At 45.7% G+C, this 21,729-nt stretch carries 25 protein-coding genes and 3 tRNA genes; 15 read left to right on the plus strand and 13 right to left on the minus strand.

Features of this window, described 5'->3' with window-relative positions; translation table 11 throughout:
* Window positions 1-4 precede the first annotated feature (4 nt).
* Together CLV27_RS06895 and CLV27_RS06900 are read right to left on the minus strand one after the other, a co-directional pair.
* Window positions 5-1,291, minus strand: a complete 1,287-nt coding sequence (locus tag CLV27_RS06895) for an OmpP1/FadL family transporter (RefSeq protein ID WP_132527200.1) — start codon at window positions 1,289-1,291, stop codon at window positions 5-7.
* 19 nt (window positions 1,292-1,310) lie between these two features.
* Complete coding sequence (locus CLV27_RS06900; protein ID WP_132527202.1) at window positions 1,311-1,598, minus strand: DUF503 domain-containing protein; 288 nt, start codon at window positions 1,596-1,598, stop codon at window positions 1,311-1,313.
* A gap of 87 nt (window positions 1,599-1,685) precedes the next feature.
* Between CLV27_RS06900 and rd the strand changes: the two genes are divergently transcribed.
* Genes rd through CLV27_RS06915 form a run of 3 tightly spaced genes read left to right on the plus strand, consistent with a single transcriptional unit; the run spans window position 1,686 to window position 3,847 of the window.
* Window positions 1,686-1,862 carry a rubredoxin gene (gene rd, locus CLV27_RS06905; RefSeq protein ID WP_132527204.1) on the plus strand — a complete coding sequence of 59 codons (177 nt, stop codon included), beginning with the start codon at window positions 1,686-1,688 and terminating at the stop codon, window positions 1,860-1,862.
* Window positions 1,862-2,848, plus strand: coding sequence for a glycosyltransferase family 9 protein (locus CLV27_RS06910; protein WP_132527206.1), 987 nt, complete (start codon window positions 1,862-1,864; stop codon window positions 2,846-2,848). The genes rd and CLV27_RS06910 overlap by 1 nt, the downstream gene beginning before the upstream one ends.
* Window positions 2,849-2,851: 3 nt before the next feature.
* The gene (locus CLV27_RS06915; protein ID WP_132527208.1) at window positions 2,852-3,847 is read left to right on the plus strand and encodes a DUF475 domain-containing protein; all 996 of its coding nucleotides are present in this window, start codon (window positions 2,852-2,854) and stop codon (window positions 3,845-3,847) included.
* On the opposite strand, the gene CLV27_RS06920 is transcribed toward CLV27_RS06915, so the two are convergent.
* The 6 genes from CLV27_RS06920 to leuS all read right to left on the minus strand — a co-directional run bounded on the left by CLV27_RS06920 (window position 3,837) and on the right by leuS (window position 9,394).
* Window positions 3,837-4,709: an MTAP family purine nucleoside phosphorylase gene (locus CLV27_RS06920; protein ID WP_132527210.1), complete on the minus strand. Its 873-nt coding sequence runs from the start codon at window positions 4,707-4,709 to the stop codon at window positions 3,837-3,839. The genes CLV27_RS06915 and CLV27_RS06920 overlap by 11 nt on opposite strands.
* A complete protein-coding gene (gene queF, locus CLV27_RS06925; protein WP_132527212.1) occupies window positions 4,702-5,193 on the minus strand; it encodes a preQ(1) synthase in 492 nt (163 codons plus the stop codon). Before queF ends, CLV27_RS06920 begins: the two co-directional genes overlap by 8 nt.
* A 142-nt stretch (window positions 5,194-5,335) precedes the next feature.
* Window positions 5,336-5,413, minus strand: a tRNA-Glu gene (locus CLV27_RS06930).
* A gap of 51 nt (window positions 5,414-5,464) precedes the next feature.
* The gene (locus CLV27_RS06935) at window positions 5,465-5,764 is read right to left on the minus strand and encodes a hypothetical protein (protein ID WP_132527214.1); all 300 of its coding nucleotides are present in this window, start codon (window positions 5,762-5,764) and stop codon (window positions 5,465-5,467) included.
* Entirely contained in the window at window positions 5,736-6,272 is a 537-nt protein-coding gene (gene lptE / locus CLV27_RS06940) for an LPS assembly lipoprotein LptE (RefSeq protein WP_132527216.1), read from the minus strand. Before lptE ends, CLV27_RS06935 begins: the two co-directional genes overlap by 29 nt.
* Before the next feature lie 5 nt (window positions 6,273-6,277).
* Window positions 6,278-9,394, minus strand: a complete 3,117-nt coding sequence (gene leuS, locus CLV27_RS08580; protein ID WP_243644911.1) for a leucine--tRNA ligase — start codon at window positions 9,392-9,394, stop codon at window positions 6,278-6,280.
* Window positions 9,395-9,482: 88 nt separating this feature from the next.
* On the opposite strand from leuS, the gene CLV27_RS06950 reads away from it, so the two are divergent.
* The 3 genes from CLV27_RS06950 to CLV27_RS06960 all read left to right on the plus strand — a co-directional run bounded on the left by CLV27_RS06950 (window position 9,483) and on the right by CLV27_RS06960 (window position 10,155).
* Window positions 9,483-9,917 (plus strand): thioredoxin family protein, encoded by a 435-nt coding sequence (locus CLV27_RS06950; RefSeq protein ID WP_132527218.1) that lies wholly within the window; start codon window positions 9,483-9,485, stop codon window positions 9,915-9,917.
* A 52-nt stretch (window positions 9,918-9,969) separates the two neighbouring features.
* Window positions 9,970-10,045: transfer RNA gene (locus CLV27_RS06955), tRNA-Phe, on the plus strand.
* 23 nt (window positions 10,046-10,068) lie between these two features.
* A tRNA-Leu gene (locus CLV27_RS06960) sits at window positions 10,069-10,155 on the plus strand.
* 10 nt (window positions 10,156-10,165) lie between these two features.
* On the opposite strand, the gene mobB is transcribed toward CLV27_RS06960, so the two are convergent.
* On the minus strand, window positions 10,166-10,807 hold the full coding sequence (gene mobB / locus CLV27_RS06965) for a molybdopterin-guanine dinucleotide biosynthesis protein B (protein WP_132527220.1): 642 nt from the start codon (window positions 10,805-10,807) through the stop codon (window positions 10,166-10,168).
* Between the two features lie 115 nt (window positions 10,808-10,922).
* On the opposite strand from mobB, the gene CLV27_RS06970 reads away from it, so the two are divergent.
* The 5 genes from CLV27_RS06970 to yedF are packed head-to-tail and all read left to right on the plus strand — an operon-like array spanning window position 10,923 to window position 14,794.
* A complete protein-coding gene (locus tag CLV27_RS06970) occupies window positions 10,923-11,156 on the plus strand; it encodes a hypothetical protein (RefSeq protein WP_132527222.1) in 234 nt (77 codons plus the stop codon).
* A complete protein-coding gene (hslV, locus tag CLV27_RS06975) occupies window positions 11,156-11,686 on the plus strand; it encodes an ATP-dependent protease subunit HslV (RefSeq protein WP_132527224.1) in 531 nt (176 codons plus the stop codon). Before CLV27_RS06970 ends, hslV begins: the two co-directional genes overlap by 1 nt.
* Before the next feature lie 15 nt (window positions 11,687-11,701).
* Entirely contained in the window at window positions 11,702-13,144 is a 1,443-nt protein-coding gene (gene hslU, locus CLV27_RS06980; protein WP_132527226.1) for an ATP-dependent protease ATPase subunit HslU, read from the plus strand.
* Window positions 13,145-13,155: 11 nt separating this feature from the next.
* Window positions 13,156-14,187, plus strand: coding sequence for a M24 family metallopeptidase (locus CLV27_RS06985; RefSeq protein WP_132527228.1), 1,032 nt, complete (start codon window positions 13,156-13,158; stop codon window positions 14,185-14,187).
* 10 nt (window positions 14,188-14,197) lie between these two features.
* Entirely contained in the window at window positions 14,198-14,794 is a 597-nt protein-coding gene (gene yedF / locus CLV27_RS06990; RefSeq protein WP_132527230.1) for a sulfurtransferase-like selenium metabolism protein YedF, read from the plus strand.
* Here the strand turns inward: yedF and CLV27_RS06995 are convergent.
* Entirely contained in the window at window positions 14,789-15,505 is a 717-nt protein-coding gene (locus tag CLV27_RS06995; RefSeq protein ID WP_165863705.1) for a hydroxymethylpyrimidine/phosphomethylpyrimidine kinase, read from the minus strand. The two genes, yedF and CLV27_RS06995, sit on opposite strands and share 6 nt — an antisense overlap.
* Window positions 15,506-15,570: 65 nt before the next feature.
* On the opposite strand from CLV27_RS06995, the gene rpiB reads away from it, so the two are divergent.
* The 3 genes from rpiB to CLV27_RS07010 all read left to right on the plus strand — a co-directional run bounded on the left by rpiB (window position 15,571) and on the right by CLV27_RS07010 (window position 18,575).
* On the plus strand, window positions 15,571-16,023 hold the full coding sequence (gene rpiB / locus CLV27_RS07000; protein ID WP_132527234.1) for a ribose 5-phosphate isomerase B: 453 nt from the start codon (window positions 15,571-15,573) through the stop codon (window positions 16,021-16,023).
* A 3-nt stretch (window positions 16,024-16,026) separates the two neighbouring features.
* On the plus strand, window positions 16,027-17,283 hold the full coding sequence (locus CLV27_RS07005; RefSeq protein WP_132527236.1) for a serine hydroxymethyltransferase: 1,257 nt from the start codon (window positions 16,027-16,029) through the stop codon (window positions 17,281-17,283).
* Between the two features lie 461 nt (window positions 17,284-17,744).
* Window positions 17,745-18,575, plus strand: a complete 831-nt coding sequence (locus CLV27_RS07010) for a GGDEF domain-containing protein (RefSeq protein ID WP_165863706.1) — start codon at window positions 17,745-17,747, stop codon at window positions 18,573-18,575.
* Between the two features lie 64 nt (window positions 18,576-18,639).
* Here the strand turns inward: CLV27_RS07010 and groL are convergent, their stop codons facing one another.
* On the minus strand, window positions 18,640-20,283 hold the full coding sequence (groL, locus tag CLV27_RS07015; protein ID WP_132527240.1) for a chaperonin GroEL: 1,644 nt from the start codon (window positions 20,281-20,283) through the stop codon (window positions 18,640-18,642).
* A 29-nt stretch (window positions 20,284-20,312) separates the two neighbouring features.
* Window positions 20,313-20,603, minus strand: coding sequence for a co-chaperone GroES (groES, locus tag CLV27_RS07020; RefSeq protein WP_132527242.1), 291 nt, complete (start codon window positions 20,601-20,603; stop codon window positions 20,313-20,315).
* A 159-nt stretch (window positions 20,604-20,762) separates the two neighbouring features.
* On the opposite strand from groES, the gene CLV27_RS07025 reads away from it, so the two are divergent.
* Window positions 20,763-21,410, plus strand: a complete 648-nt coding sequence (locus CLV27_RS07025) for a Crp/Fnr family transcriptional regulator (RefSeq protein WP_243644912.1) — start codon at window positions 20,763-20,765, stop codon at window positions 21,408-21,410.
* On the opposite strand, the gene CLV27_RS07030 is transcribed toward CLV27_RS07025, so the two are convergent.
* Window positions 21,391-21,717 carry a nitrous oxide-stimulated promoter family protein gene (locus CLV27_RS07030; protein WP_132527244.1) on the minus strand — a complete coding sequence of 109 codons (327 nt, stop codon included), beginning with the start codon at window positions 21,715-21,717 and terminating at the stop codon, window positions 21,391-21,393. The two genes, CLV27_RS07025 and CLV27_RS07030, sit on opposite strands and share 20 nt — an antisense overlap.
* Between the last annotated feature and the right edge of the window lie 12 nt (window positions 21,718-21,729).

Consider the following 21,729-nt stretch of genomic DNA (forward strand, 5'->3'; position numbering starts at 1 on the left):
CTCCTTAGAACCTGTAGTTAACCGTTATACCGTAACCCCAGAGGTGTCCGTCTGCGGACATTGCAACCGTTCCCGGTTCCCCCGTACTTCCTGCATAGCTCTCATTAAGCTCAACGCTCTCCCCACCAATTTCTCTCTTATACTCGGCTATGATGTACTGTAGGACGGTATCAACCGAGAGCCTTCCAAAGTTTAGTCCAAGTCCAAAGGAGTAGGTCTTCTTATCGGCGTCTGGCCAGAGCATATCAAAGGTTGAATCGGGAATTGGGGATGGGTCGTAGAAGTAACCGCCCCGTAGAGTTACTATCTCGCTCAGCTTGTACTCAATTCCTATCCTGACCTGTCTTGTGTCCTTCCAGTTACGGGGGAATACTTCTTCTTTCTCGCCAAGGAGTTCTCTATCAAACCTTACCGTGTATCCGTCAATAATGCTCCAGTTCGTCCAGACCACGTCGGCAGTTAACGTTAACCTCTTGTTAGGCCTGTACATAACACCTGCCTGTAACTGTTCTGGATGGTCTATCTCGGTAGTTGCGTGAACCTTATCAACTCCAACAACTTCAACTGTTCCCTCAAAGTCTGTCTGAGTTCTTGAGCGGTAGGTTAAACCAAAGGAGAGGTTATCGTAAGGTTTGTAGAGTATCCCTACGTTAAAGGAAATGTTGAAGTCGTCGCTGAGCTCTCCCTTTATTATCCTGTTGTGAAGGCTCGGTATCGTTGGGGCGTAAATTCTCCTTTGAGTACCTGCGTCAGACCTTCCAAAGGAAATTCCGAAACCTACGGATAATTTCTCGCTTAGTCTCACTGCCACCGTTGGAGTTACTACTCCCCTAAGGTAGTAGGACTCAAAGCCGTTGTAGGCGGCGGGGTTCTCTGCAGTGTTTGAGTTCCACTTGATGTGGAGACCGTAGGGAATATAGGCGGCTATTCCGAAATAAACGTTTTTAAAGAGGGGGGTTGCATAACCTACGTGGGGGACAAAGAGGTTGTCTGAGGTGTCCTTGAAAGAGATATCGTAAGGTTCAACCTTTACTCCGTTTCCGTCTGTAGCCTTAAAGTTGTGCACTTTTAGGGTAGGGTTAAGGAGCTCTCCTCCTATGGAGATAGTGGGAGAATCTATTTGGGTGAGCCCTGCAGGGTTGTAGTAGACGGCAAAGGGGTCGTCGGCGTAGGCTGAAAAAGCTCCTCCAAGTGCCGTTGCCTTTGCACCGATTCCAAAGGTGTCAACGTTTCCCGCTTTGGCAGCTAAGGGCATAAGGGCGGCAATGAGAAGAGGGAAAAACCTTTTCATAGCTTTCGTCCTCCCCACATCAGATTATTTCTTTGTAGTAGGTAACAACCTTACCGGGATAGAGCTCCTCTATGAAGAGAACAACCTTTTCTAAGGTGGCATCTACCACTTTCTGACTTGTTCCTATGGTAACAACGCCGACTACGGCCGACTGCCACTTGTCTTGGTCACCTATCTCGCTGACCGAGACGTTGAACTTGTTCTTTAGCCTCTCAATTATCCTCTTTACAACTCCCCTTTTTTCTTTAAGCGAGTGCGCCTCTGGAATTCTCAGGTGGATTTCGGCTAAGCCGATAATTGCGGACATAGTCCTCCTCCGCAAGGATTAATGCAAATATATCAAACTTTGTAGGGTATACTTTAAAGTGGAAAGCGATAATTTTTCGGGGGAATAATGGAAGTAAGGCACAAGCTTTGGCGCTGTACAGTTTGCGGTTACATTTACGACGTTGACGAAGGAGACCCTGAGAGCAATATTCCACCCGGAACGCCTTTTGAAGCTCTACCCTACGACTGGGTGTGCCCCGTATGCGGAGCTACCAAGGATAAGTTTGAACCAGTTGACGACTGATGAGAGCTCTCGTAATAAGGCTGTCTTCCCTCGGCGACGTTATTCTTGTAAGTTCGGTTTTATCTCCGCTAAAGAGAGCAGGTATTGAAATAGACCTTCTCACCTACGCTCCTTTTGGGGAGCTCTATAGGGGTGATAGCAGGGTCTCACGGGTTATAGAGGTTAAAAAAGAAAGACTTAAAAGTTTTTCTGCCATTAAGGAACTTGCAGGGGAGCTCTCAGGATACTCTTTTGCATTTGACCTTCACGCTACGTTAAAAACGAGACTTCTTACAAAATTTTTTCCCTTTCCCGTTTACACCTACAAAAAGCACTCTATACTCAGAAGGCTTATGATCGTTTTTAAGCCTTTAAAAAGCAGGTGGCTTTTTGTGCCGGAGCTCTACGCAGAAGCCGTAAGAAAGGCAGGAATAGAAGTGGAAAATCCAAGGCCAGAGATACCCGTTTCTGAAAAGGAAAAGAGTAAAGTCAGAAAATATTTGCCTCCTTCACCTTTCGTGGTTGTCGCTCCCGGTGCAAGGTGGGAAACAAAAAGGTATCCTTTAGAAAAGTTTTTGCGTGTAGCTCTCATCTTAAAAAAGCGTGGATTTTCCGTTGTATCTATCGGCGGGAAAGAAGATAACGAACTTGGAGAGTTTTTAAGGGAGAGGGCTGGAGCTCTTAACCTTTGCGGAAAACTTTCCTTAAGAGAGAGCCTTGCCGTTATTTCCTCTTCAGTTGGAGTTATATCTAACGACTCTGCCGTTTTACACATGGGAAGGGCCGTGAAAGTTCCAGTTCTTGCGATTTTTGGGCCTACCCATCCAGCCTTTGGTTTTGCTCCGTACAAAGACGAAGGAATTGCCTTAACAAAAAACCTTCCCTGTTCTCCCTGTTCCATTCACGGAAGGACCCGTTGCAAGTACCAAAAGTGTTTTGACCTTCCGCCAGAAGAAATTGTTGAGAAGTTTTTCTCTCTGGTAGAATCTGCGGAAAAAAGGAGATAGTGAATGACCCTGAAAAGGCTGACGCTTGAGTTTATTGTCGTATTTCTGGTAAGTTGGCTAATTGAGTTCCTCTACATGGGGATAAAAGGAGTCCTTGAAGGAACTACCCTTTCCCTCCTTGAGATATCCCTTTCCTTTGACAACGCCGTTATGAACGCCGTTATCTTAGCAGGAATGTCTCAAATCTGGCGGCGTCGCTTCTTAACGTGGGGAATGCTCATTGCCGTTTTCGGAATGAGGTTTCTCTTCCCCGTTCTAATAGTTGCCGTTACTGCAGGCATAGGGGTATTTCACGTTATAGACCTTGCCTTTAATAAACCCTTAGAGTACGCCCACTACCTTGAAAAGGCAGAGCCTTTAATCTTGGGGTTTGGAGGTTCTTTTCTCCTTATGGTCTTTATCAACTGGCTCTTTGACGCCGGAAGGGAAATTCACTGGATAAAGTTCCTTGAGGAGAAGGCAGCAAAAATAGCAAAACTCGGGGAGGTAAAGCTTATTCTTGCCCTCTCCATTCTCTTTGTCATAGGCTTCCTGAAGAAAGACCCTGCAGTTACTTTAGCGATGATTCTTGGCGTGTTGCTCTTTGAGGTTGTTCACTTTGTAAAAGGAGCTATTGAGTACTTTAAGAAGGACGGTGTCGCAGATTCGGGTCTTGGTGGGTTTATCTACTTGGAGCTCCTTGACGCCTCCTGCTCCTTAGACGGAACTGTCGGCGCTTTTGCTATTAGCCAGAACCTTATAATCATCACCTTGGGTCTTTCTGTGGGAGCTTTTATACTAAGGACTCTGACCCTCTACTTTGTTGAGTCCGGAAAGCTAAAACAGCTTCCCTACCTTGAGCACGGAGCTCACTGGGGAATAGGGGGACTTGGAATAATGATGCTCTTTCAGCTCTTCCACCACATACCAGAACCTTTAATAAGCGCTATTGCCCTTACGTTTATTCTCTCTTCCCTCTACTCTTCAATTAAGAGGACGGAGACCCTCTTTAGAGGTTAAGTATCCACTCTTTCCACTCTTCCCCTATCTTTCCCTTCTTTCTGTACCTTTCCATAAGCTTTTGGCAGTGGCAGGTTCTCTCTTTTCTTGCTATTTCGGGAAGGAGCTCCTTCATTATTTCAGGAAATCTCTCAACGGCTCTATCTACGAGCTTCTTATCCTCTTCCGGTAGCATTCCCTCAAAGAGGACGCCAGACTTAAAGCTGTAGTCCTTTATCCCTTCTGCGTAGTTTGTTACGTAGCAGATGGCACAGTAGCACATTTCAAGCTCTTTTGCCAAGAAGACCTCCGGCACTAAGGTCATACCGACGAGGTCTCCACCAAGCTTCTTAAAGGCCTTTATCTCAGCAGGAGTCTCAAGGCGAGGGCCTTCTGTGCAGACGTAAGTTCCTCCAGAGTGGAAACTGTAACCGAGTTTTTTTAGCGTTCTGACGACTGCATCTGTAACTTGTGGGCAGAAGACGGGACTCTGTCTTACAAACCCGAGTCCTCCATTCTCAAAGAAGGTCGTTTTTCTCCCCCTTGTGAAGTCAAGGAGGTCTGTAGGAACTACGTAATCTCCCGGTCTAAAATCTTCCCTTAGAGAACCGGGGCCCGTCCAAGAGACAATCCTCTCAACGCCGAGTTCCTTAGCAGCGTAAATGTTTGCCCTGTAGTTAACGAAGGAAGCTGTTACGTCGTAGTCTTTCTCTCCGTGCCTTGAGAGGAAAAAGAACTCAAAACCTTCTTCGTGTCTTATTCTATATATCGGGTTTGAAAGGCCGAAGGGAGTGTCGTACCTCTTTTTCTCTAAGACCTTGCCGAAGGACTCCTTCTCTAAGAGGTAAGCTCCGCTTCCCCCGATGATTAAGACTTTAACCACGGTTTCTCCTTATCTCTGGAGGAACTATCCTGTGGAGTTTAAACCTCTCTCTTGCCAGCTCTACTACCCAGTCTACTTCCTGATACCTCTGAACGAATGGGTCTATGGATATTCCACCACGGGGGTTAAACTCCCCGTAGACTTCTAAGTAGAAGGGATTCAGGAGTTTAAAGAGGTCATCGGCGATTACGTTGACTGTATCCTCGTGAAAACCACGGGCATTCCTGAAAGAGAAGAGGTAGAGCTTTAATGATTTACTCTCTACGAGCCACTTATCGGGGATGTACTGGATATATATGGTAGCAAAGTCGGGCTGTCCCGTTATTGGACATAGGGTTGTAAATTCTGGACAGTTGAAAGAGACCCAGTAGATTCTATTGGGGAACTTGTTTGGAAATTTCTCTAAAACGTCTGGAGAGTAATCAAAAACATAGTCTGTCTTTTTTCCGAGTTTTGATACAGTTCCAAAGTCTTTCCTTTCCATCTTTCGTCCTTTTCAAGGGAAAGAGGGGGCGGGTTGCCCCGCCCCTTTCTCCATAAAGGGGAGGGAGGGGGAAAAGGGGGATTATGAAGACTATATTATGAATCTACTGAATTCCTCCCTCGGGATTTGGTTGAGGTAGAAGTGGCGTCCCCGGCGGGATTCGAACCCGCGTCGCCGGCGTGAAAGGCCGGTGTCCTAGGCCGGGCTAGACGACGGGGACGCTACGTGTTAATCCATAATATAGACTCTTTTGTCCTTGTGTCAACCTCTTTCACCTATTAAGAATTGTCTTAAACTCTTGGAGTCTCTCAAGGGTTAAACCAAGCTCTGCAACGCTGTTTTCTGCAGTTATAACTTTCTGCTCAAGGAGGAGTAACAGCTCACAGGGAAGGCAGAAGTCCTTTTCCGTCCTGTGCTTTTCCCACATTTTATCTAAGTCTACCCTCTTTTCTGGAATGCCTAAGGACTCTGTCTTTTGCTGTTTATCCTTCAAATAGATAAAAATTCTGTTGTCTACTTCAGCTTCTACGATGAGGTATCTGTCATCTTCCAGCTTCCTTAGTACCTTCAATCTCTTCTCCCTCTATGAAGATTCTTTCTGCGACTTCCCTGAAAATCTGGTAGGCTATCCTCTCAATACACTCCTTTCTCTTCTGTTCTATTTCTGAGGCTGTCCCTTCTGTGTCGTAGAAATCGTACCTGCTTACCGTAAATGTGGCCAAGGGCTCTGTAAAGCCGTAGCGAAAGAGTTTTACTCTGGTAGATATTTCCATTCTGTACTCTGTAACTTTGTCGTACCTGTCAAATCCTACGGCAAAGGTGGATATGGACTTTACTTCCGGCTTGACGACTACCGTTACGGCAGGTAGAGGAGTTTTGTCTACACGGAAGCGGGGGTCTGAGTAGAAGACTTCGTTTGAAACGCGAGTGAAAATGACGTCAAGACTTTCCTCGGTGGTTCTGTTTGTCGTCGGTTCAATGTAGACGTGGCTGAGTTTGTGGGGGGTAAAGTGCGCCACCTTACCGGTGGTGGCGCAGGAAGTTATCAGGGAAATCAGGAGTAGGATAATAAGCCTCATATCTGTTACCTGACTACAAGGTTTACGAGCCTTCCCTTTACGTAGATGAACCTTACGATTGTTTTACCTTCTGTGTACTTCTTCACCTTCTCTGAAGATAGGGCTATCTCCTTAACGGTCTCCTCATCGGCATCTGCAGGAACAGTTATCCTGTCCCTTACTTTTCCGTTGACTTGAACGGGGAGCTCTATCTCCTCTTCCTTTAGGGCAGACTCATCAACTTCTGGCCAGCTTATTTGGGCAAGGAGCTCCTTGTGTCCCGTCATTTCCCACATCTCTTCTGCAACGTGGGGAGTAAATGGAGAGAGCATTACTATGAGCTTTTCTATTGCCTCCCTTAAGACTGCCCTGTCTCCGTCTGTTTCTGGTTTAAAGGAGCTCATGGCGTTAAAGAGCTCCATAATCGCCGCTATTGCCGTGTTGAACTTAAACCTCTCTTCAAGCTCTTCGGTTACCTTCTTTAAGGTCTGGTGAACTTTTCTCCTTAGCTCCTTACCCTTCTTGGAGGGAGCTCCTTCAGGAGAACCTTCAAAAAGTTCCCTGTTATCTGCTACAAGACTGAACACCTTCCTTAGGAATCTGTAAGCTCCCTCTATTCCTTCAGTCTTCCACTCAAATTCTGCTTCCGGTGGAGCGGCAAAGAGGATGTAGAGCCTTGTTGCGTCTGCACCGTAGCGCTCAATCATATCGTCGGGGTCAACGGTGTTTAGCTTGGATTTGCTCATTTTTGAAACTTCGCCAAATTTTATTGACAAATCTTCTACTATCTCTTCTATTGAGTGTTTGCGGAGTTTGGCTATGTATACAATGTTACTAATTTCTATTTTGTCATACTCAAATTGGTGGTTTACTATACCTTCCTTCTCCAATATGTTGAGAATTCCAAGAGTTAATCTGCGTTTCATATCCTCCAAATAATTTTCTCTACCTAAAATAGCTTTGGGGTTGTTATAAAGATTACGTATTTCCACAAATAAACTCCTAAGAGTAGCATCCTTTGTAACTATCCTGTCCTTTAGACTGAGTTTTCCATTCTTCATAGGATAGACTATAAGCTCAGAGTTTTCATTCAAGCATAGAGAAACTTTCAAGATTTTCCCTTCTAAAGAGGTTGATGGTAAAACATCCTTTGAAGTAATAAAAATACTTTCTTCTAAAAGTTTTCTCAGCTCTTCTGTTGAAAGAAGAAGTATTGCGTTGTCCCCAATCGTTATGTGGTGTCTCTTCATGAAAGAGCTGATAGTCTCCGCGTTTTCAACATCCTTACCTGTTAAGGCCTTGACGAGCTCGGAGACGGTAGACTCTTCACTCAGATTAAAGGCCTTAAGGAGGTTCTTAACGCTTACCCACCTTTTATTGACCATACCTTGGGTTAAAAGGTTCTGGAAAGGCTCTCCGGCCTTAAAGAACTCATGCTGAGGGTGGCTTTCGTCTGCTTTAAAGAGCCCTATGTCCCTTAAAACCTTTGTAAAGAACCTTGAGTAGAGGAGGTGTAGTACTGCGTGCTCAATTCCTCCGATGTACTGGTCAACGACCATCCAGTATTCGGCCTCTTCTGGCTTAAAGGGAAGTGTCTCCTCCTTAGGTGAGCAGTAGCGGAGGAAGTACCAAGAAGAGTCAAAAAAGGTGTCCATTGTGTCGCAGTCCCTCTTGGCGTCTCCTCCACACTTTGGGCATTTAACGTTTACAAACTCGGGAACTCTCTCTAAGGGTGAGCGTCCTTCCCCAGTGAGTGGAGCGTTTTCTGGGAGTTTTACAGGGAGCTCCTCTTCTGGAACTGGGACGATTCCACACTTAGGACAGTGAATTACGGGTATCGGCGTTCCCCAGTAGCGCTGTCTTGAGATGTTCCAGTCCCTAAGGCGATACTGGATTTCCTTTTTACCTTTTCCGAGCCTTTCAAGCTCTTCGGTTATGGCCTTCTTCGCCTCTTCACTCTTCATTCCTGTGAACTTGCCTGAGTTAACGAGAATACCCGGCTCTGTGTAGGCTTTTTCAAGCTCTTCTGCCTTGAGCTCTTCATTTTCTGGGCTTATTACAACCTTTATGGGGAGTCCGTACTTTTGGGCAAACTCAAAATCCCTCTGGTCGTGGGCAGGAACGGACATAACAGCTCCCGTTCCGTAGTCCATGAGGACGAAGTTTGCAGCGTAAACGGGGATTTTCTCTCCCGTTAAGGGGTGAACGGCGTAAACACCTAAAAAGACACCTTCCTTCTCAAGCTCTCCAGTTGTTCTCTTTCTCTTTTCTGTTTTCCTCATCTTTTCAACGAAGGCCTTAACGGCCTCTTCCTGCTCAGTGCCGGCAGAGAGTTCCAATGTTAGAGGGTGTTCTGGAGCAAGGACGATGTAGGTAACGCCAAAGAGTGTATCTGGGCGTGTGGTAAAGACCTCTATGATTTTTCCTTTTTCCGGTACTTCAAACTTTACCCTTGCGCCTATGCTTTTCCCTATCCAGTTCTTCTGCATTGTGATAACGGGCTCGGGCCAGTGGCCTTTTAAGAGTTCAAGGTCTTTTAGGAGCTCCTCAGCGTAGTCGGTTATCCTCAAGAACCAGCTGTCTATTTCTCTCTGCTCAACCGTAGTTCCACACCTCCAGCACCTACCTTCCTCGTCAACCTGCTCGTTAGCAAGGACTGTCTGGCAGGAGGGACACCAGTTAACAGAGGCTTTTGAGCGGTAGGCGATGCCTTTTTCAAGCATTTTCAGGAATATCCACTGATTCCACCTGTAGTAGTCTGGAAGGCAAGTCGCGATTTCCCTGTCCCAATCGTAAGAAAAGCCAAGTTTCTTGAGCTCCTTCTTCATATAGTCTATGTTTGAGAGCGTCCACTCCTTAGGGTGAACGCCACTCTTTATCGCTGCGTTCTCTGCCGGAAGACCAAAGGCGTCCCATCCCATAGGATGGATAACGTTGTAGCCCCTCATCTTCTTAAAGCGGGCTATGACGTCGCCGATTGAATAGTTCCTGACGTGCCCCATGTGAATCCTGCCGGAGGGGTAGGGGAACATCTCAAGGACGTAGTACTTCTTCTTTCCTTTCTGTGGAGAGCTTTTAAAGACGCCCTTCTCTTCCCATATCCTTTGCCACTTTTTCTCTATATCCTTAAAGTTGTACTTCATTTTACATCCTCCGCAAGAAGCTTTCTGAGAGTCTCTTAATGATACAATAAGAGCCGTTTAAGAGTTAGATTCTAAGGGGGAGGTATTAATGGAGATACCAGAGACCCTTCTAAAGGTGGCGGCAATTTTCTTTGACATCGTTTTTGTTCTACTTGTGGCCTACGTGGTCTTTGTCTTTGGATTCCGCCTCTACTGGAAGAGAAAGGTAAAGAAGATGAAGGGGCAGGAGCTCCCCCTTCTGGATGGAGAGTTCGTAAGGTTAAGGAAGGGGAAGGGCGTAATATACTTCCACTCTCCCAACTGTCAGCCCTGTAAATTCGTAGACCCGGTAATAAAGAAGCTATCTAAGGAGTTTAAGAAAGTTCACTTTGTAAAGGTGAACGTCCTTGAGAATCCCGATATGGCAAGGAAGTTTGGAATACTCGCCACTCCTTCCATAATCATCACTAAGGACGGCCGTATTGAGGAGGTTCTTGCCGGTCCTGTAACGGAAGGAGTTCTTAGAGCTAAACTTGAAAAGTAGAGTGAGGGTATTGACAGGAAAGAAAAACTCTTCTATATTTCCCAGTGTCAGTGCCGAGGTAGCTCAGGTGGTAGAGCAGAGGACTGAAAATCCTCGTGTCGGCGGTTCGAGTCCGCCCCTCGGCACCATTTTTATTTTATGAACAAAAAAAGCCCGGGTGGCGGAACTGGCAGACGCACGGGACTTAAAATCCCGGGGCCGTAAGGCCGTGCGGGTTCGATTCCCGCCCCGGGCACCAACGGTTAAATTCAAAAGCGTATTCTAATTTCCAGATTGGAACTATTTTCCTCTATTCCCTTTAAACTTTTGACAAAACCTAAAACCACGCCCTTTAGTGCCGACATAACGAAGGGTTTTAACGGTATTTTCTTTCCGTCAACAAAGAGCTCCACATCCCTCTTCCTTTTTAGAAACTCCTCCTCTATAAAGTCGGCAACCTTCTCTGGCTCTTCAATCGGAAAGTTTCTAACCCCTTCAATTTCTGTATCGGAAATTACTCCAACTACGTTTGAAACCTTTTTAAAGAGGGGAGGTTCTGGGAGCTCCTTCCTGTAAACTTCAAACTTTGGAACGTCAGAACTTTTAAAGCCTTCACAGATTACTATGTCGCAGTCGCTAAAGAGTAAAAAGGCTAAGTGGGGGAGCTCCACCTTCCCTACGTCCTTAAAAAGGACTAACTCCTTAGGTGTTACTATCCCTACGGCGGGAGTTCCAGCCTCTCTATACCTAAATGTATCCTTACCTTCTGTATCTTTTATCACCCCTTCGTGTTTTGTGGACTTTAGGATTCCAACCCTGTAGCCTCTCTCCTTTAGTATTTTGACCAACTGGGTTGCAAAGGTGGTTTTTCCTGAATTGTGGTAGCCGATGAAGGAGATGACGGGTATCATGAGGAACCTCCAGCAAGATTTAGAAAATTATACTCCTGCTTTGTTTTCTCACTTCTTTTGCATTTGATAATCGTTACTGATAAATTATCTATAGCGCTCTTGAGGAGGTTCTCTAATGGAATCCCTACTCCTTGTGGCAGTTGCCACGTTCCTTATAAACCTACCCTTTGGGTGGCTTAGGGAAGGAGTGAGGAAATTTTCGTTTCTGTGGTTTCTCTATGTTCACTTTCCAATTCCTTTCATTATCGCCATGAGGATTAGTTTGGGTATTCCTTGGAAATTCGCTCCTCTCCTCATACTGATCGCTGTGTTTGGCCAGTACGTTGGAGCAAGGCTAAGGAGGAAGTGATGAAATTTCACGCTACAACGATATGTGCTGTCCTGAGGGACGGAAAAGTTGCGATGGCCGGTGACGGACAGGTTACGATTGGCAATACGGTTTTTAAAAACGGAGCGAGGAAGGTAAGGAAGATTTACGGTGGAAGGGTTCTTACCGGCTTTGCCGGCTCTGTTGCCGATGCCTTTGCCCTCCTTGAAAGGTTTGAGGATAAGCTCCAGACCTACGGAGGAAACCTCTTAAAGTCTGCCGTGGAGCTTGCAAAGGACTGGAGGACAGATAGAGTCTTAAGGCGTCTTGAGGCTATGCTCCTTGTTGCAGATAAAACCAGAATACTCCTTATATCCGGTAACGGAGACGTTATAGAGCCCGATATTCCCGTTATGGCGATTGGTTCTGGTGGTCCTTACGCTCAGGCTGCTGCAACGGCACTTTACGAGAATACGAACCTTTCTGCAAGGGAAATTGCAGAAAAGGCTTTAAAGATTGCAGGAAACATCTGCGTTTACACGAACACCAACATAGTTGTTGAGGAACTTTAACCTTAAGGAGGGCTTATGTTAAAGAAGTTCTTTGGTGGAAATGGAGAAAAGAAAGAGGAAGTTAAGGAGATAAAAAGTGAAGAGTTCCTTACTCCTAAGGAGATTGTAAGGGAGCTTGATAAATACATCGTTGGACAGCACGAGGCAAAGAAAGCCGTTGCCATAGCCCTCAGGAATCGCTGGAGGAGACAGAGACTCCCGGAGGATATGAGGGACGAGGTAGCTCCCAAGAACATCATAATGATAGGTCCTACGGGAGTCGGTAAGACGGAAATAGCAAGGAGGTTGGCAAAGCTCGTTAGAGCTCCCTTCATAAAAGTAGAGGCCACCAAGTTCACAGAGGTTGGTTACGTCGGAAGGGACGTTGAATCAATCATTAGAGACCTTGTTGAGATAGCCGTTACTATGGTTAAAGAAGAGAAAATGGAGGAGGTTAAGGAAAGGGCTAAGGAGCTTGCCTACGATAGGCTTGCCGAGATAATGGTTCCTGAGCCTCAAACTCATCCCCAGTCAATTCAGAGCCTCTTTGACGTTTTCCTGTCCCCTTCTAAATCCCAGACTTCTGAGTTTGAGAAAGAACAGTCAAGGTTACGGGATGAGAGAAACAGGATAAAGAAGCTCCTTAAGGAAGGAAAACTTGATGATGAGGTGGTTGAGATAGCCGTAACGGTTGAAACTCCGGGGGTTAACGTTATCGGTATAGGTGGAGACCTTTCAAACATTCAGGACATGCTTTCCTCCCTCCTTCCGAAGCCCAAAAAGCTCAGGAAAATGAAGGTAAAGGAGGCCCTCCGTTACCTTACTCAGGAAGAGGCCCAAAAGCTCATAGATATGGATGAGGTAATAAGGGAGGCCATCCACAGGGTGGAGAATCAGGGAATCGTTTTCATTGACGAGATAGACAAGGTTGCTGCAAGGAGCGGTGGAAGGGGCCCCGACGTTTCAAGGGAAGGCGTCCAGAGGGATTTACTTCCCATCGTTGAAGGTTGTAAGGTCTCCACAAAATACGGCCTTGTAAGGACAGACCACATCCTGTTCATTGCTGCCGGTGCGTTTCACATAGCAAAGCCTTCAGATCTCCTGCCGGAGCTCCAGGGTCGTTTCCCCATTCGTGTAGAGCTTAAGCCTCTAACAAAGGACGACTTTGTGAGAATCCTTACAGAGCCTAAGAATGCTCTCACAAAGCAGTATAAAGCCCTCCTTGAGACTGAAGGCGTTGAGATAGAGTTTACTCAGGACGGAATAGAGGAGATTGCAAGGATTGCAGAGGAGGCAAACTCTAAGGCAGAGAACATAGGGGCGAGAAGGCTTCACACGGTTCTTGAGAAGCTCCTTGAGGACATCTCCTTCAACGCTCCAGATATGAAGGGGCAGAAGGTAGTTATTGACAGGGAATACGTAAGAAGAAGGCTTGAGAGCATAATAGAGGACGAGGACCTTACAAAGTACATCCTGTAGCGGAGAGGAGTATGCTTGAAAGGGTCTCTCTGAAGGTAGCTTCCTTAGGTGGGGACTGCTACGTAACGTTTGATAGTGCAGAGAACTTTTACCTTACCGGATTTCGCTCCTCCTTCGGGATTTCCCTTGTTTCGGTAAGGGGGGATTCTTTCTTCATTACAGACGGTAGATACTTAGAGAGGGCAAAGAAGGAAGTTAGAGGCTTTAAGGTTGTTAAGTGGGAAAGCTGGAGTAAGCTAAAGGAATTTTTCAGGGAGAACGGTTTTAAAAGGCTCGTTGTTGACCCTAATAGGTTGAAGCTTTCTACGTATAGAGAGCTCTCTTCCGGTTTTGAAATCGTAGAGGAAAAGGGTTTCTTAAACGAGTTCAGGGCAGTTAAAACGGAGAGGGAAATCTCACTGATAACCAGAGCTGTTCAGATTGCGGAGCTCTCTCTAAAAAGCGTCCTCCACCTTTTAAAGCCGGGCATAACTGAGCTTGAGTTTAGGAGGGAGCTCCTTAACGCCTTCTTTAAGTTTGGTGGTGAAGGGGAGGCTTTCACAACGATAGTGGCCTCTGGCGAGGGTTCTTCTATCCCCCACTGGGAAACTTCAAGGAGGGAAATAAAGGACGGTGACGTTGTAGTGGTTGACTTTGGTACTGTTTATGGCGGTTACGTTTCAGATATTACCAGAACTTTCCTTATCGGAAATGTTCCTTCTGAGATGAAGAGAATCTACGAGGTTGTCAGAGAGGCTCAAGCAGTTGGCATTAAGGCTTTGAAAGCCGGAAAATCCTGCAGGGAAGTTGACGAGGCCGTTAGGAGCTACATAGAGAGTAAGGGTTACGGAGAGTTCTTTGTCCACTCAACCGGTCACGGTATAGGAGTTGAAGTTCACGAAGCTCCCACGCTTTCCCGCAAATCTGATGAAATCCTCAAAAAGAACATGGTTGTAACGGTTGAACCGGGTATCTACATCCCGGAGCTCGGTGGAGTGAGGATAGAGGACGACTGCCTCGTCCTTGAGGAGGGAGCTTTTGTAATTTCACAACTGGATAAGTAGGGAGGTGACTATGGAGAAAATCGTTGACTGTAGAGGATTGGCCTGTCCAGTACCGGTTCTTAAAACGAAAGAAGCGCTTGAGTCAATAGATTCTGGTGTGATTACTGTAATAGTTGATAACAGAGCTTCAAGGGAAAACGTAAAGCGTTTTGCAGAGAAGGCCGGTTGCTCCGTAACAGTTGAAGAAAAGGAAGGTCTTTACTACCTAAAAATCACAAAGGGAGAACCTGTCGCCAAAGAAGGGGTTTCTAAGGAAGAGGAAAGGAAGAAGAACTACGTTGTCTTCATTGCTTCAACTTACGTTGGAGAGGACAAGGAGCTTGGAAAAATCCTGATAAAGGGATTTATAAAGACCTTCCTCAACGCCGACCCTCTACCATCTAAGATAGTTCTTGTAAACACTGCAGTTAAGCTTGCGTGTAGAGGAGCTGATGAGGAGATACTGGGAGCTCTAAAGGAGCTCCAGCAGAAAGGCGTAGAAATTATCTGCTGTGCGACATGTCTTAACTACTACAACCTGCTTGATGAGCTTGAAATTGGCGTTGCTTCAAACGCCTACGACGTTGTTCAGTCCCTTGCAAACGCCGATTCAGTTGTAAGGCTATAATCTTGAAAAGTGTTGTTTCATAGAGCCCTTTTTGAAGCTGTCCTTTCTAAATACTTCAAGGAATTTGGCAGCCTCTCTAAAGGCTGCCTCTACTGAATAACCCTTTACCGTAGAACAGAGAAGGGCTGACGAGAAGGCACATCCCGTTCCCCTTACGGTGAGGTTGTCTTTCTTATGTGAAACCTTTGAAATTACGTTATCGGCTTTTAAGAGGTGGTCTTCAACAAAATCCCCTTTTGGAATTCCCTTAACAACTATGAAGCCCGTGTATTCCTTAAGTAAAGGTTTCAGTATCTCAAACTCTCCAAGGTTGGGAGTTATGACGGTAGATACCTCAATGAGGGGTAGGATAGTTTCAGGCTTTTCTATAAACCTTTTTCCGAAAGTGGGAGAAATTACAGGGTCAAAAACGACGGGGACTCTTAGCTCTTTTAGGAACTCAGCTACTTTCCTGTTTACCTCGTAGTCAACGTGGGGAATGCCAACCTTTACACCTTCTATCCTAAACTCTTCTACTATGAGCTGTAGCTGTTCCTCTATCAGTTCCCCGTCAACGAAGGAAAGCTTCTTTACCCCTTTTGTATTCTGAGCTGTGTTTGCCGTTATGACGGCAGTTCCATAAAATCCAAAGTAGTTGAATGTTCTGATGTCCCTGAGTATTCCAGCACCGCCGGTTGGGTCAAAACCCGCTATTGAGAGCAGGAACTTCAAGGACTCACCTCCTTGCGTAGGATGGATTATAATTTGCCTCCTAAGTTATGGCCGGAGGTTTAAAGATGAAAGTAGCTCTTGCCTGTGACCACGGAGGTTTCAGGCTTAAGGAGGTTATAAAGTCCTACCTTGAGGAGCTCGGAGTTGAGTACGTTGACTACGGAACTTACTCTGAGGACTCCGTAGACTACCCCGATTTTGCCTACAAGGCTGCAAAGGCTATTGTTGAAGGAGAAGCTGACAGGGGTATCTTCATCTGCGGGACAGGTATAGGTATATCCATCGCTGCCAACAAAGTTAAAGGAATAAGGGCTGCCCTTTGTTACAACATCTACGCTGCTGAGATGAGCAGAAGGCACAACAACGCTAACGTTCTCTGTCTTGGTGGAAGGGTCTTAGGAGAAGAGCTTGCAAAGGCAATCGTAAAGGTCTGGCTTGAAACGCCCTTTGACGGTGGTAGACACGAAAGGCGTGTTAACAAGATTTCTCAGATTGAAGAAAACGAATGTGGAGGATAGATAATGAAACACCTGAGAGCAGTAGATGCAGAGGTTTTTGAGGCTCTTAAGTGTGAGTTTAAAAGGCAGAACGAGCACCTTGAGCTCATTGCCTCAGAGAACTTTACAAGCCCTGCCGTTATGGAGGCTCAAGGGTCTGTCCTTACAAACAAGTACGCTGAAGGTTACCCCAGTAAGCGTTACTACGGCGGGTGTGAGTGTGTTGACATCGTTGAGAGGATTGCAATTGAAAGGTGTAAGGAGCTCTTTGGCGCTGAGCACGTAAACGTTCAGCCTCACTCCGGTTCTCAGGCGAATCAGGCAGTTTACCTTGCCATCTTAAAGCCCGGAGACACAATCCTTTCAATGAACCTTTCGCACGGAGGACACCTTTCCCACGGTTCTCCTGTCAACATGACGGGTAAGTACTTTAACGTTATCCAGTACGGCGTTAGGAAGGACACTGAAACGATTGACTTTGACCAAGTTTACCAGCTTGCAAAGGAGTATAAGCCTAAGCTTATCATCTGTGGTGCTTCTGCTTACCCAAGGGTGATTGACTTTGACAAGTTTAGAGAAATTGCCGATGAGGTTGGAGCTTACCTCCTTGCAGACATAGCCCACATTGCAGGTCTTGTTGTTGCAGGTCTTCACCCATCTCCAATTGAGGCCTGCCACTTCGTCACGACAACAACCCATAAGACCTTGAGAGGTCCCCGCGGTGGTGTTGTAATGTGTAAAGCAGAGTTTGCTAAGGAGATAGACAAGGCCGTTTTCCCGGGACTTCAGGGTGGACCTCTCATGCACGTAATTGCTGCAAAGGCCGTTGCCTTTAAAGAAGCCCAGACTGAAGAGTTTAAGAAGTATCAGGAGCAGATTGTTAAGAACGCTAAGGTGATGGCTGAGGAGCTCCAGCGTCAGGGCTTCAGGCTCGTTTCCGGTGGAACTGATAACCACCTCATGCTCGTTGACTTAACAGACAAGGGAATCACTGGTAAGGAAGCTGAAGCTGCCCTTGGCAGGGCTAACATCACCGTTAACAAAAACACAATACCTTTTGATACCCGCAGTCCTTTTGTAACAAGCGGAATAAGAATCGGAACTCCTGCAATAACCTCAAGGGGTATCAAAGAGGACGGAGCAAGGAGAATTGCCCAGCTCATAGCTACCGTTCTCAACAACATCAACGACGACGCAGTAATTGAGAAGGTCAAGCAGGAAGTTCTTGAGATATGTGGAAAGTATCCACTCTACAGAGAGATTGAGGAGTTCTACTCTTAGTTATGATATTGAGTATGGTGGGCTCTGCCCACCTTTTTGGTTTTTATTCTCAGTCTTTTCGTTCCGCTGCTTTCATGGCCTTCCTCTGTTGGTTTGGCGAAAAATTCTTTGAGATTTGTCATTTACAGGAAGGTGTAGAGGCGGTATCTTAACTATTAGATAGGCTTATTTAATATTTTGGAGGAAATGTGCGTTTATTTTTTGCCTTTGTTAAAAAAATTGAGGATAAAGTAAGAGATTGTTTTCATCCGACCGATATAGAAGGGGAGGGATTTAACAAAAGCTATGAGTGTACCTTAAAGGTTACACTTCTTGCGGCTTTTCTGCTGAAATTGCTGGTTATCGTAAAAAATATCCTCTTGGGATTTAATGAGTTTTTGATAGTAGATTTCCCTTTTCTGGTTGTAATTTTGTTTTGTTTTTTCCTTTTAAAGAGGAGGAGTTCCTACGTTCCGACAGTTATGATAGTTACAATCATTTTTTCTTTTACCTACTATCTTTTAAAAGGCTATCTCTATGTTCTTTTCTGGTATTCCCTAATACCTTTAATTGCCGGTATCTTTTACGATGTAAGGAAAACGATTTATGCCTCCTTAATTCCGTTGGTTGTTAATACCCTGATTTTTCCACTTGTTGAATTTAACAAATTTGGCTTTAAGGGTTCAGAGGCAGAAGGAATTCTTTTAATATCCGTAGAATCTTTGTTGTCTTACTTTGCCTTTACTATTGCTGTAGTTATTTATAGGTCCTTTCTGGACAACTACCAGAAAGTTGTTGAGTCCCTTGTGGAGAGGGATTCTTTGACTGGTGCTTTCAGTAGAAGGAAACTCTTTAAAATCCTTGAGGAAAGGTTTAGGGTAAGTCTTGAGAAGGCGGAGCCATTGTCTCTTTTAATGTTGGATATAGACCGTTTCAAAAAGGTGAACGATACCTACGGTCATCAAGTTGGTGACTTGGTGCTCAAGAAATTGGTAGAGGTAGTTAAGAAGAGCGTTAGGAGTAGCGACGTGGTTGGTCGTTACGGAGGGGAAGAGTTCTTGATTGTTCTTCCAAACACCCAGCTAGGAGATGCTCTAAAAGTGGCAGAGAAGATAAGGAAGAATGTTGAAAACACCAATTTCCCTGTTGTTGGGGAAGTTACTATAAGTATTGGTGTAACGGCCGGAGATAGAAATACTCTGAGGAATAAAAATTTAGATTCTCTGATTCAGGAAGCAGATGACGCTCTTTACTTAGCTAAGAAGAGGGGTAGAAATAGGGTAGAGACCGTTCTTGAATTAGTACGGGTTTAGTGTTTTTTCCTAAAAATAAAAAGGGCGCCCACAAGGGCGCCCCGATTAGTGCTGAGTTTAGAGCTTAGAACTCAGGCATTCCGCCGCCAGTTTTCTCTTCTTTCTCAGGAATCTCAGTTACAGTAGCTTCTGTTGTGAGGAGGAGTCCAGCTGCAGATGCAGCGTTCTGGAGAGCTACCCTTTCAACCTTGGTTGGGTCAATGATTCCGGCAGCTACGAGGTCCTCGTACTCGCCAGTCCTTGCGTTGAATCCCCAGTTAACGCCTTTCTCGTTGATGAGCTCCTTAACCTTCTCAACAACTACCTGACCAGCGTAACCGGCGTTGTCAGCAATTTGCCTGAGTGGGAACTCAACGGCCTTCTTGACGATTTCTACTCCGTGTCTCTTGCTTACTTCGCCAGCTTCATCAAGCTTCTTGATGAGCTCGTCAAGCTTCCTTGCTGCTGCGATGAGTGCAGTTCCACCACCGGGAACGATACCTTCCTCAACTGCAGCCCTTGTTGCGTGGAGGGCGTCCTCAACCCTTGCCTTCTTCTCCTTGAGTTCAGCTTCAGTTGCAGCACCGACCTTGATGATAGCTACGCCACCTGCAAGCTTAGCAAGTCTCTCCTGAAGCTTTTCCTTGTCGTACTCAGAGGTAGCTTTCTCAAGCTCAGCCTTGATCTGCTTGATTCTGCCTTCAATGTCTTCTGGCTTACCCTTACCGCCGATAATTGTGGTGTGCTCTTTATCAACAACGACCTTGTCGGCCTGTCCAAGCATGTCAAGTGTAACGTTTTCAAGCTTGATTCCGAGGTCCTCGAGGATAGCAGTTCCGCCAGTGAGGATAGCGATGTCTTGGAGCATAGCCTTCCTTCTCTCACCGAAGCCGGGAGCTTTAACTGCGCATACTTGGAGCGTTCCACGGAGCTTGTTAACTACGAGTGTTGCAAGAGCTTCGCCTTCAACGTCTTCAGCGATTACGAGGAGTGGTCTGCCTTCCCTTGCTACCTGCTCAAGTACAGGCAGGAGCTCCCTGATGTTGCTGATCTTCTTACCGTAGATGAGGATGTATGGATTCTCAAGAACGCACTCCATCTTGTCTGGGTCGGTTACGAAGTATGGAGAGAGGTATCCTCTGTCAAACTGCATACCTTCAACAACTTCAAGTGTTGTCTCAAGACCCTTAGCTTCCTCTACAGTGATAACACCCTCTTTTCCAACCTTGTCCATAGCTTCGGCGATAAGTTCGCCGATTTCCCTGTCGTAGTTAGCAGAGATTGTTGCTACCTGTGCAATTTGCTCCTTGGTCTCTACAGGCTTGGAAATCTCTTTAAGTTCGTCAACGATTGTCTTAACAGCCTCGTCAATTCCCCTCTTAACTTCAATTGCATTGTCGCCAGCGGTGATGTACCTGAGACCTTCGCTGAAGATAGCCTGAGCGAGAACAGTAGCTGTAGTTGTTCCGTCACCTGCCTTGTCGGCTGTTTTCTGGGCAACCTCTTTTACAAGCTGAGCACCGATGTTTTCAACTGGGTCGGCAAGTTCAATCTCTTTTGCAACGGTAACGCCATCCTTGGTGACTACTGGAGAACCAAACTTCCTTTCAAGGACGACGTTCCTTCCGCCGGGACCCATTGTAGCTTTAACAGCGTTTGCAAGTTTATCTACACCAGCCTTTATTTTCTGCCTTGCCTCATCTGCAAAGATAATTTCTTTTCCAGCCATCTCTCACCTCCCTCACAGGGTTTTTTGTTTTACTCTTCTACGATTGCGAGGATGTCCTCTTCCCTGAGGATGAGAAGCTCTTCCCCTTCAACCTTAACTTCGTTTCCGGCGTACTTGCTGAAGAGAACCTTATCACCAACCTTAACTTTGAGTGGTCTTACCTCTCCGTTTTCAAGGAGCTTACCTTCGCCTACAGCGATTACTTCACCAATTTGGGATTCTTCCTTGGCAGTATCGGGAAGGATGATTCCTCCTGCAGTCTTTTGTTCTACTTCAATCTTCTTTACAACTACTCTGTCATAGAGCGGTTTGAGCTTCATCCCGCACCCTCCTTTATCAGATTTTTAGCACTCACCTTAGGTGAGTGCTAATTTGTCCACCTATAAATTTATAAGGAGCCCTTCAGATGTCAAGTCTCTAAGAATGATTCGTGAAGAATGATTCGTATGTTATAATCTTATAAAGGTTTGGGGATTATTATGGAGTTTTTAAGGCAGATTCCGATTTTTTCAGGCCTTACCAAGGAGCAGCTTGAGAGTCTGGCGAATATTTCAGTCCTGAGGAACTACCCAAAGGGAACGGTTATATTTAACCCTTCTCAAAAAGCTGAAGGTTTTTACGCTCTTAAATCGGGCAAGGTGAAAATATACAGGACAAACCGTGGCAAAGAGCAGATAATCAGGATATTTACTGCACCTGCCTTTTTTGGAGAAGCAGCAGGTTTTATGGGTTCTAACTTTCCAGCTTGGGCTGAGGCCATAGAGGATTCAGAGGTTGTTTTTATTCCAAGGAAGGCCTTCATTCAACTTATGAAAGTTGACCCCGAAATTGCTATGAGACTTATGGCCGTTATGGCACAAAGGCTTGTTTACCTTACGAATGTTATTGAAAGCCTTTCCCTTAAGGACGCTCTCTCTAAGGTAGCCTCTTACATCTTAAGGCAGGCTCAGGAGAAAGAAGGAGAAGAGTTTGTTTTCAGGACAAACCTTGCAGCTATGGAGCTTGGTTTGACTAAAGAAACCGTTTCAAGGATGTTGTCAAGACTTAAAAGTTTGGGGGCTATTGAAAAGTCAGGAAGTAAGGTAAAGATAAAGAACTTAAAGTTGCTTAAAGACTTGGCTGTTTAAATGAGAACCTTTCTTTTATCTCGTGTATGAGCCAGCCTATCGGGTCGTAGATGAGGAGCCTTGGACCGCTGAACCTCATTACTTCCTTTATCTTTTCCCTCATTTCTGGCCTGTAGCAATGGATGGGACACTTCTTACAGGTTGGTTTATTTTCTCCAAAAGGGCAAAGGTCAAGCCTTTTAAAGGCGTACTCAAGGAGCTCCCTGCATTCGCTGCACAGTTTTCCACGTTCCTGTTTGTGCTTCCTCCAGCAGTAAATAGAAATCATTCTCTTTAAGGTTTCTCTTTCCCTCTCTACCGTGGACATTTTTCCCCTTCG

Origin of the sequence: Phorcysia thermohydrogeniphila, assembly GCF_004339575.1 — a bacterium.
In the GTDB taxonomy this organism is placed as follows: domain Bacteria; phylum Aquificota; class Aquificia; order Desulfurobacteriales; family Desulfurobacteriaceae; genus Phorcysia; species Phorcysia thermohydrogeniphila.

Coding starts and splice junctions, on each gene's coding strand:
- CLV27_RS06895 (WP_132527200.1), bottom strand. CDS start 1,291: ATGAAAAGGTTTTTCCCTCTTCTCATTGCCGCCCTTATGCCCTTAGCT.
- CLV27_RS06900 (WP_132527202.1), bottom strand. CDS start 1,598: ATGTCCGCAATTATCGGCTTAGCCGAAATCCACCTGAGAATTCCAGAG.
- rd (WP_132527204.1), top strand. CDS start 1,686: ATGGAAGTAAGGCACAAGCTTTGGCGCTGTACAGTTTGCGGTTACATT.
- CLV27_RS06910 (WP_132527206.1), top strand. CDS start 1,862: ATGAGAGCTCTCGTAATAAGGCTGTCTTCCCTCGGCGACGTTATTCTT.
- CLV27_RS06915 (WP_132527208.1), top strand. CDS start 2,852: ATGACCCTGAAAAGGCTGACGCTTGAGTTTATTGTCGTATTTCTGGTA.
- queF (WP_132527212.1), bottom strand. CDS start 5,193: ATGGAAAGGAAAGACTTTGGAACTGTATCAAAACTCGGAAAAAAGACA.
- lptE (WP_132527216.1), bottom strand. CDS start 6,272: ATGAGGCTTATTATCCTACTCCTGATTTCCCTGATAACTTCCTGCGCC.
- leuS (WP_243644911.1), bottom strand. CDS start 9,394: ATGAAGTACAACTTTAAGGATATAGAGAAAAAGTGGCAAAGGATATGG.
- CLV27_RS06950 (WP_132527218.1), top strand. CDS start 9,483: ATGGAGATACCAGAGACCCTTCTAAAGGTGGCGGCAATTTTCTTTGAC.
- mobB (WP_132527220.1), bottom strand. CDS start 10,807: ATGATACCCGTCATCTCCTTCATCGGCTACCACAATTCAGGAAAAACC.
- CLV27_RS06970 (WP_132527222.1), top strand. CDS start 10,923: ATGGAATCCCTACTCCTTGTGGCAGTTGCCACGTTCCTTATAAACCTA.
- hslV (WP_132527224.1), top strand. CDS start 11,156: ATGAAATTTCACGCTACAACGATATGTGCTGTCCTGAGGGACGGAAAA.
- hslU (WP_132527226.1), top strand. CDS start 11,702: ATGTTAAAGAAGTTCTTTGGTGGAAATGGAGAAAAGAAAGAGGAAGTT.
- CLV27_RS06985 (WP_132527228.1), top strand. CDS start 13,156: ATGCTTGAAAGGGTCTCTCTGAAGGTAGCTTCCTTAGGTGGGGACTGC.
- yedF (WP_132527230.1), top strand. CDS start 14,198: ATGGAGAAAATCGTTGACTGTAGAGGATTGGCCTGTCCAGTACCGGTT.
- rpiB (WP_132527234.1), top strand. CDS start 15,571: ATGAAAGTAGCTCTTGCCTGTGACCACGGAGGTTTCAGGCTTAAGGAG.
- CLV27_RS07005 (WP_132527236.1), top strand. CDS start 16,027: ATGAAACACCTGAGAGCAGTAGATGCAGAGGTTTTTGAGGCTCTTAAG.
- CLV27_RS07010 (WP_165863706.1), top strand. CDS start 17,745: ATGATAGTTACAATCATTTTTTCTTTTACCTACTATCTTTTAAAAGGC.
- groL (WP_132527240.1), bottom strand. CDS start 20,283: ATGGCTGGAAAAGAAATTATCTTTGCAGATGAGGCAAGGCAGAAAATA.
- groES (WP_132527242.1), bottom strand. CDS start 20,603: ATGAAGCTCAAACCGCTCTATGACAGAGTAGTTGTAAAGAAGATTGAA.
- CLV27_RS07025 (WP_243644912.1), top strand. CDS start 20,763: ATGGAGTTTTTAAGGCAGATTCCGATTTTTTCAGGCCTTACCAAGGAG.
- CLV27_RS07030 (WP_132527244.1), bottom strand. CDS start 21,717: ATGTCCACGGTAGAGAGGGAAAGAGAAACCTTAAAGAGAATGATTTCT.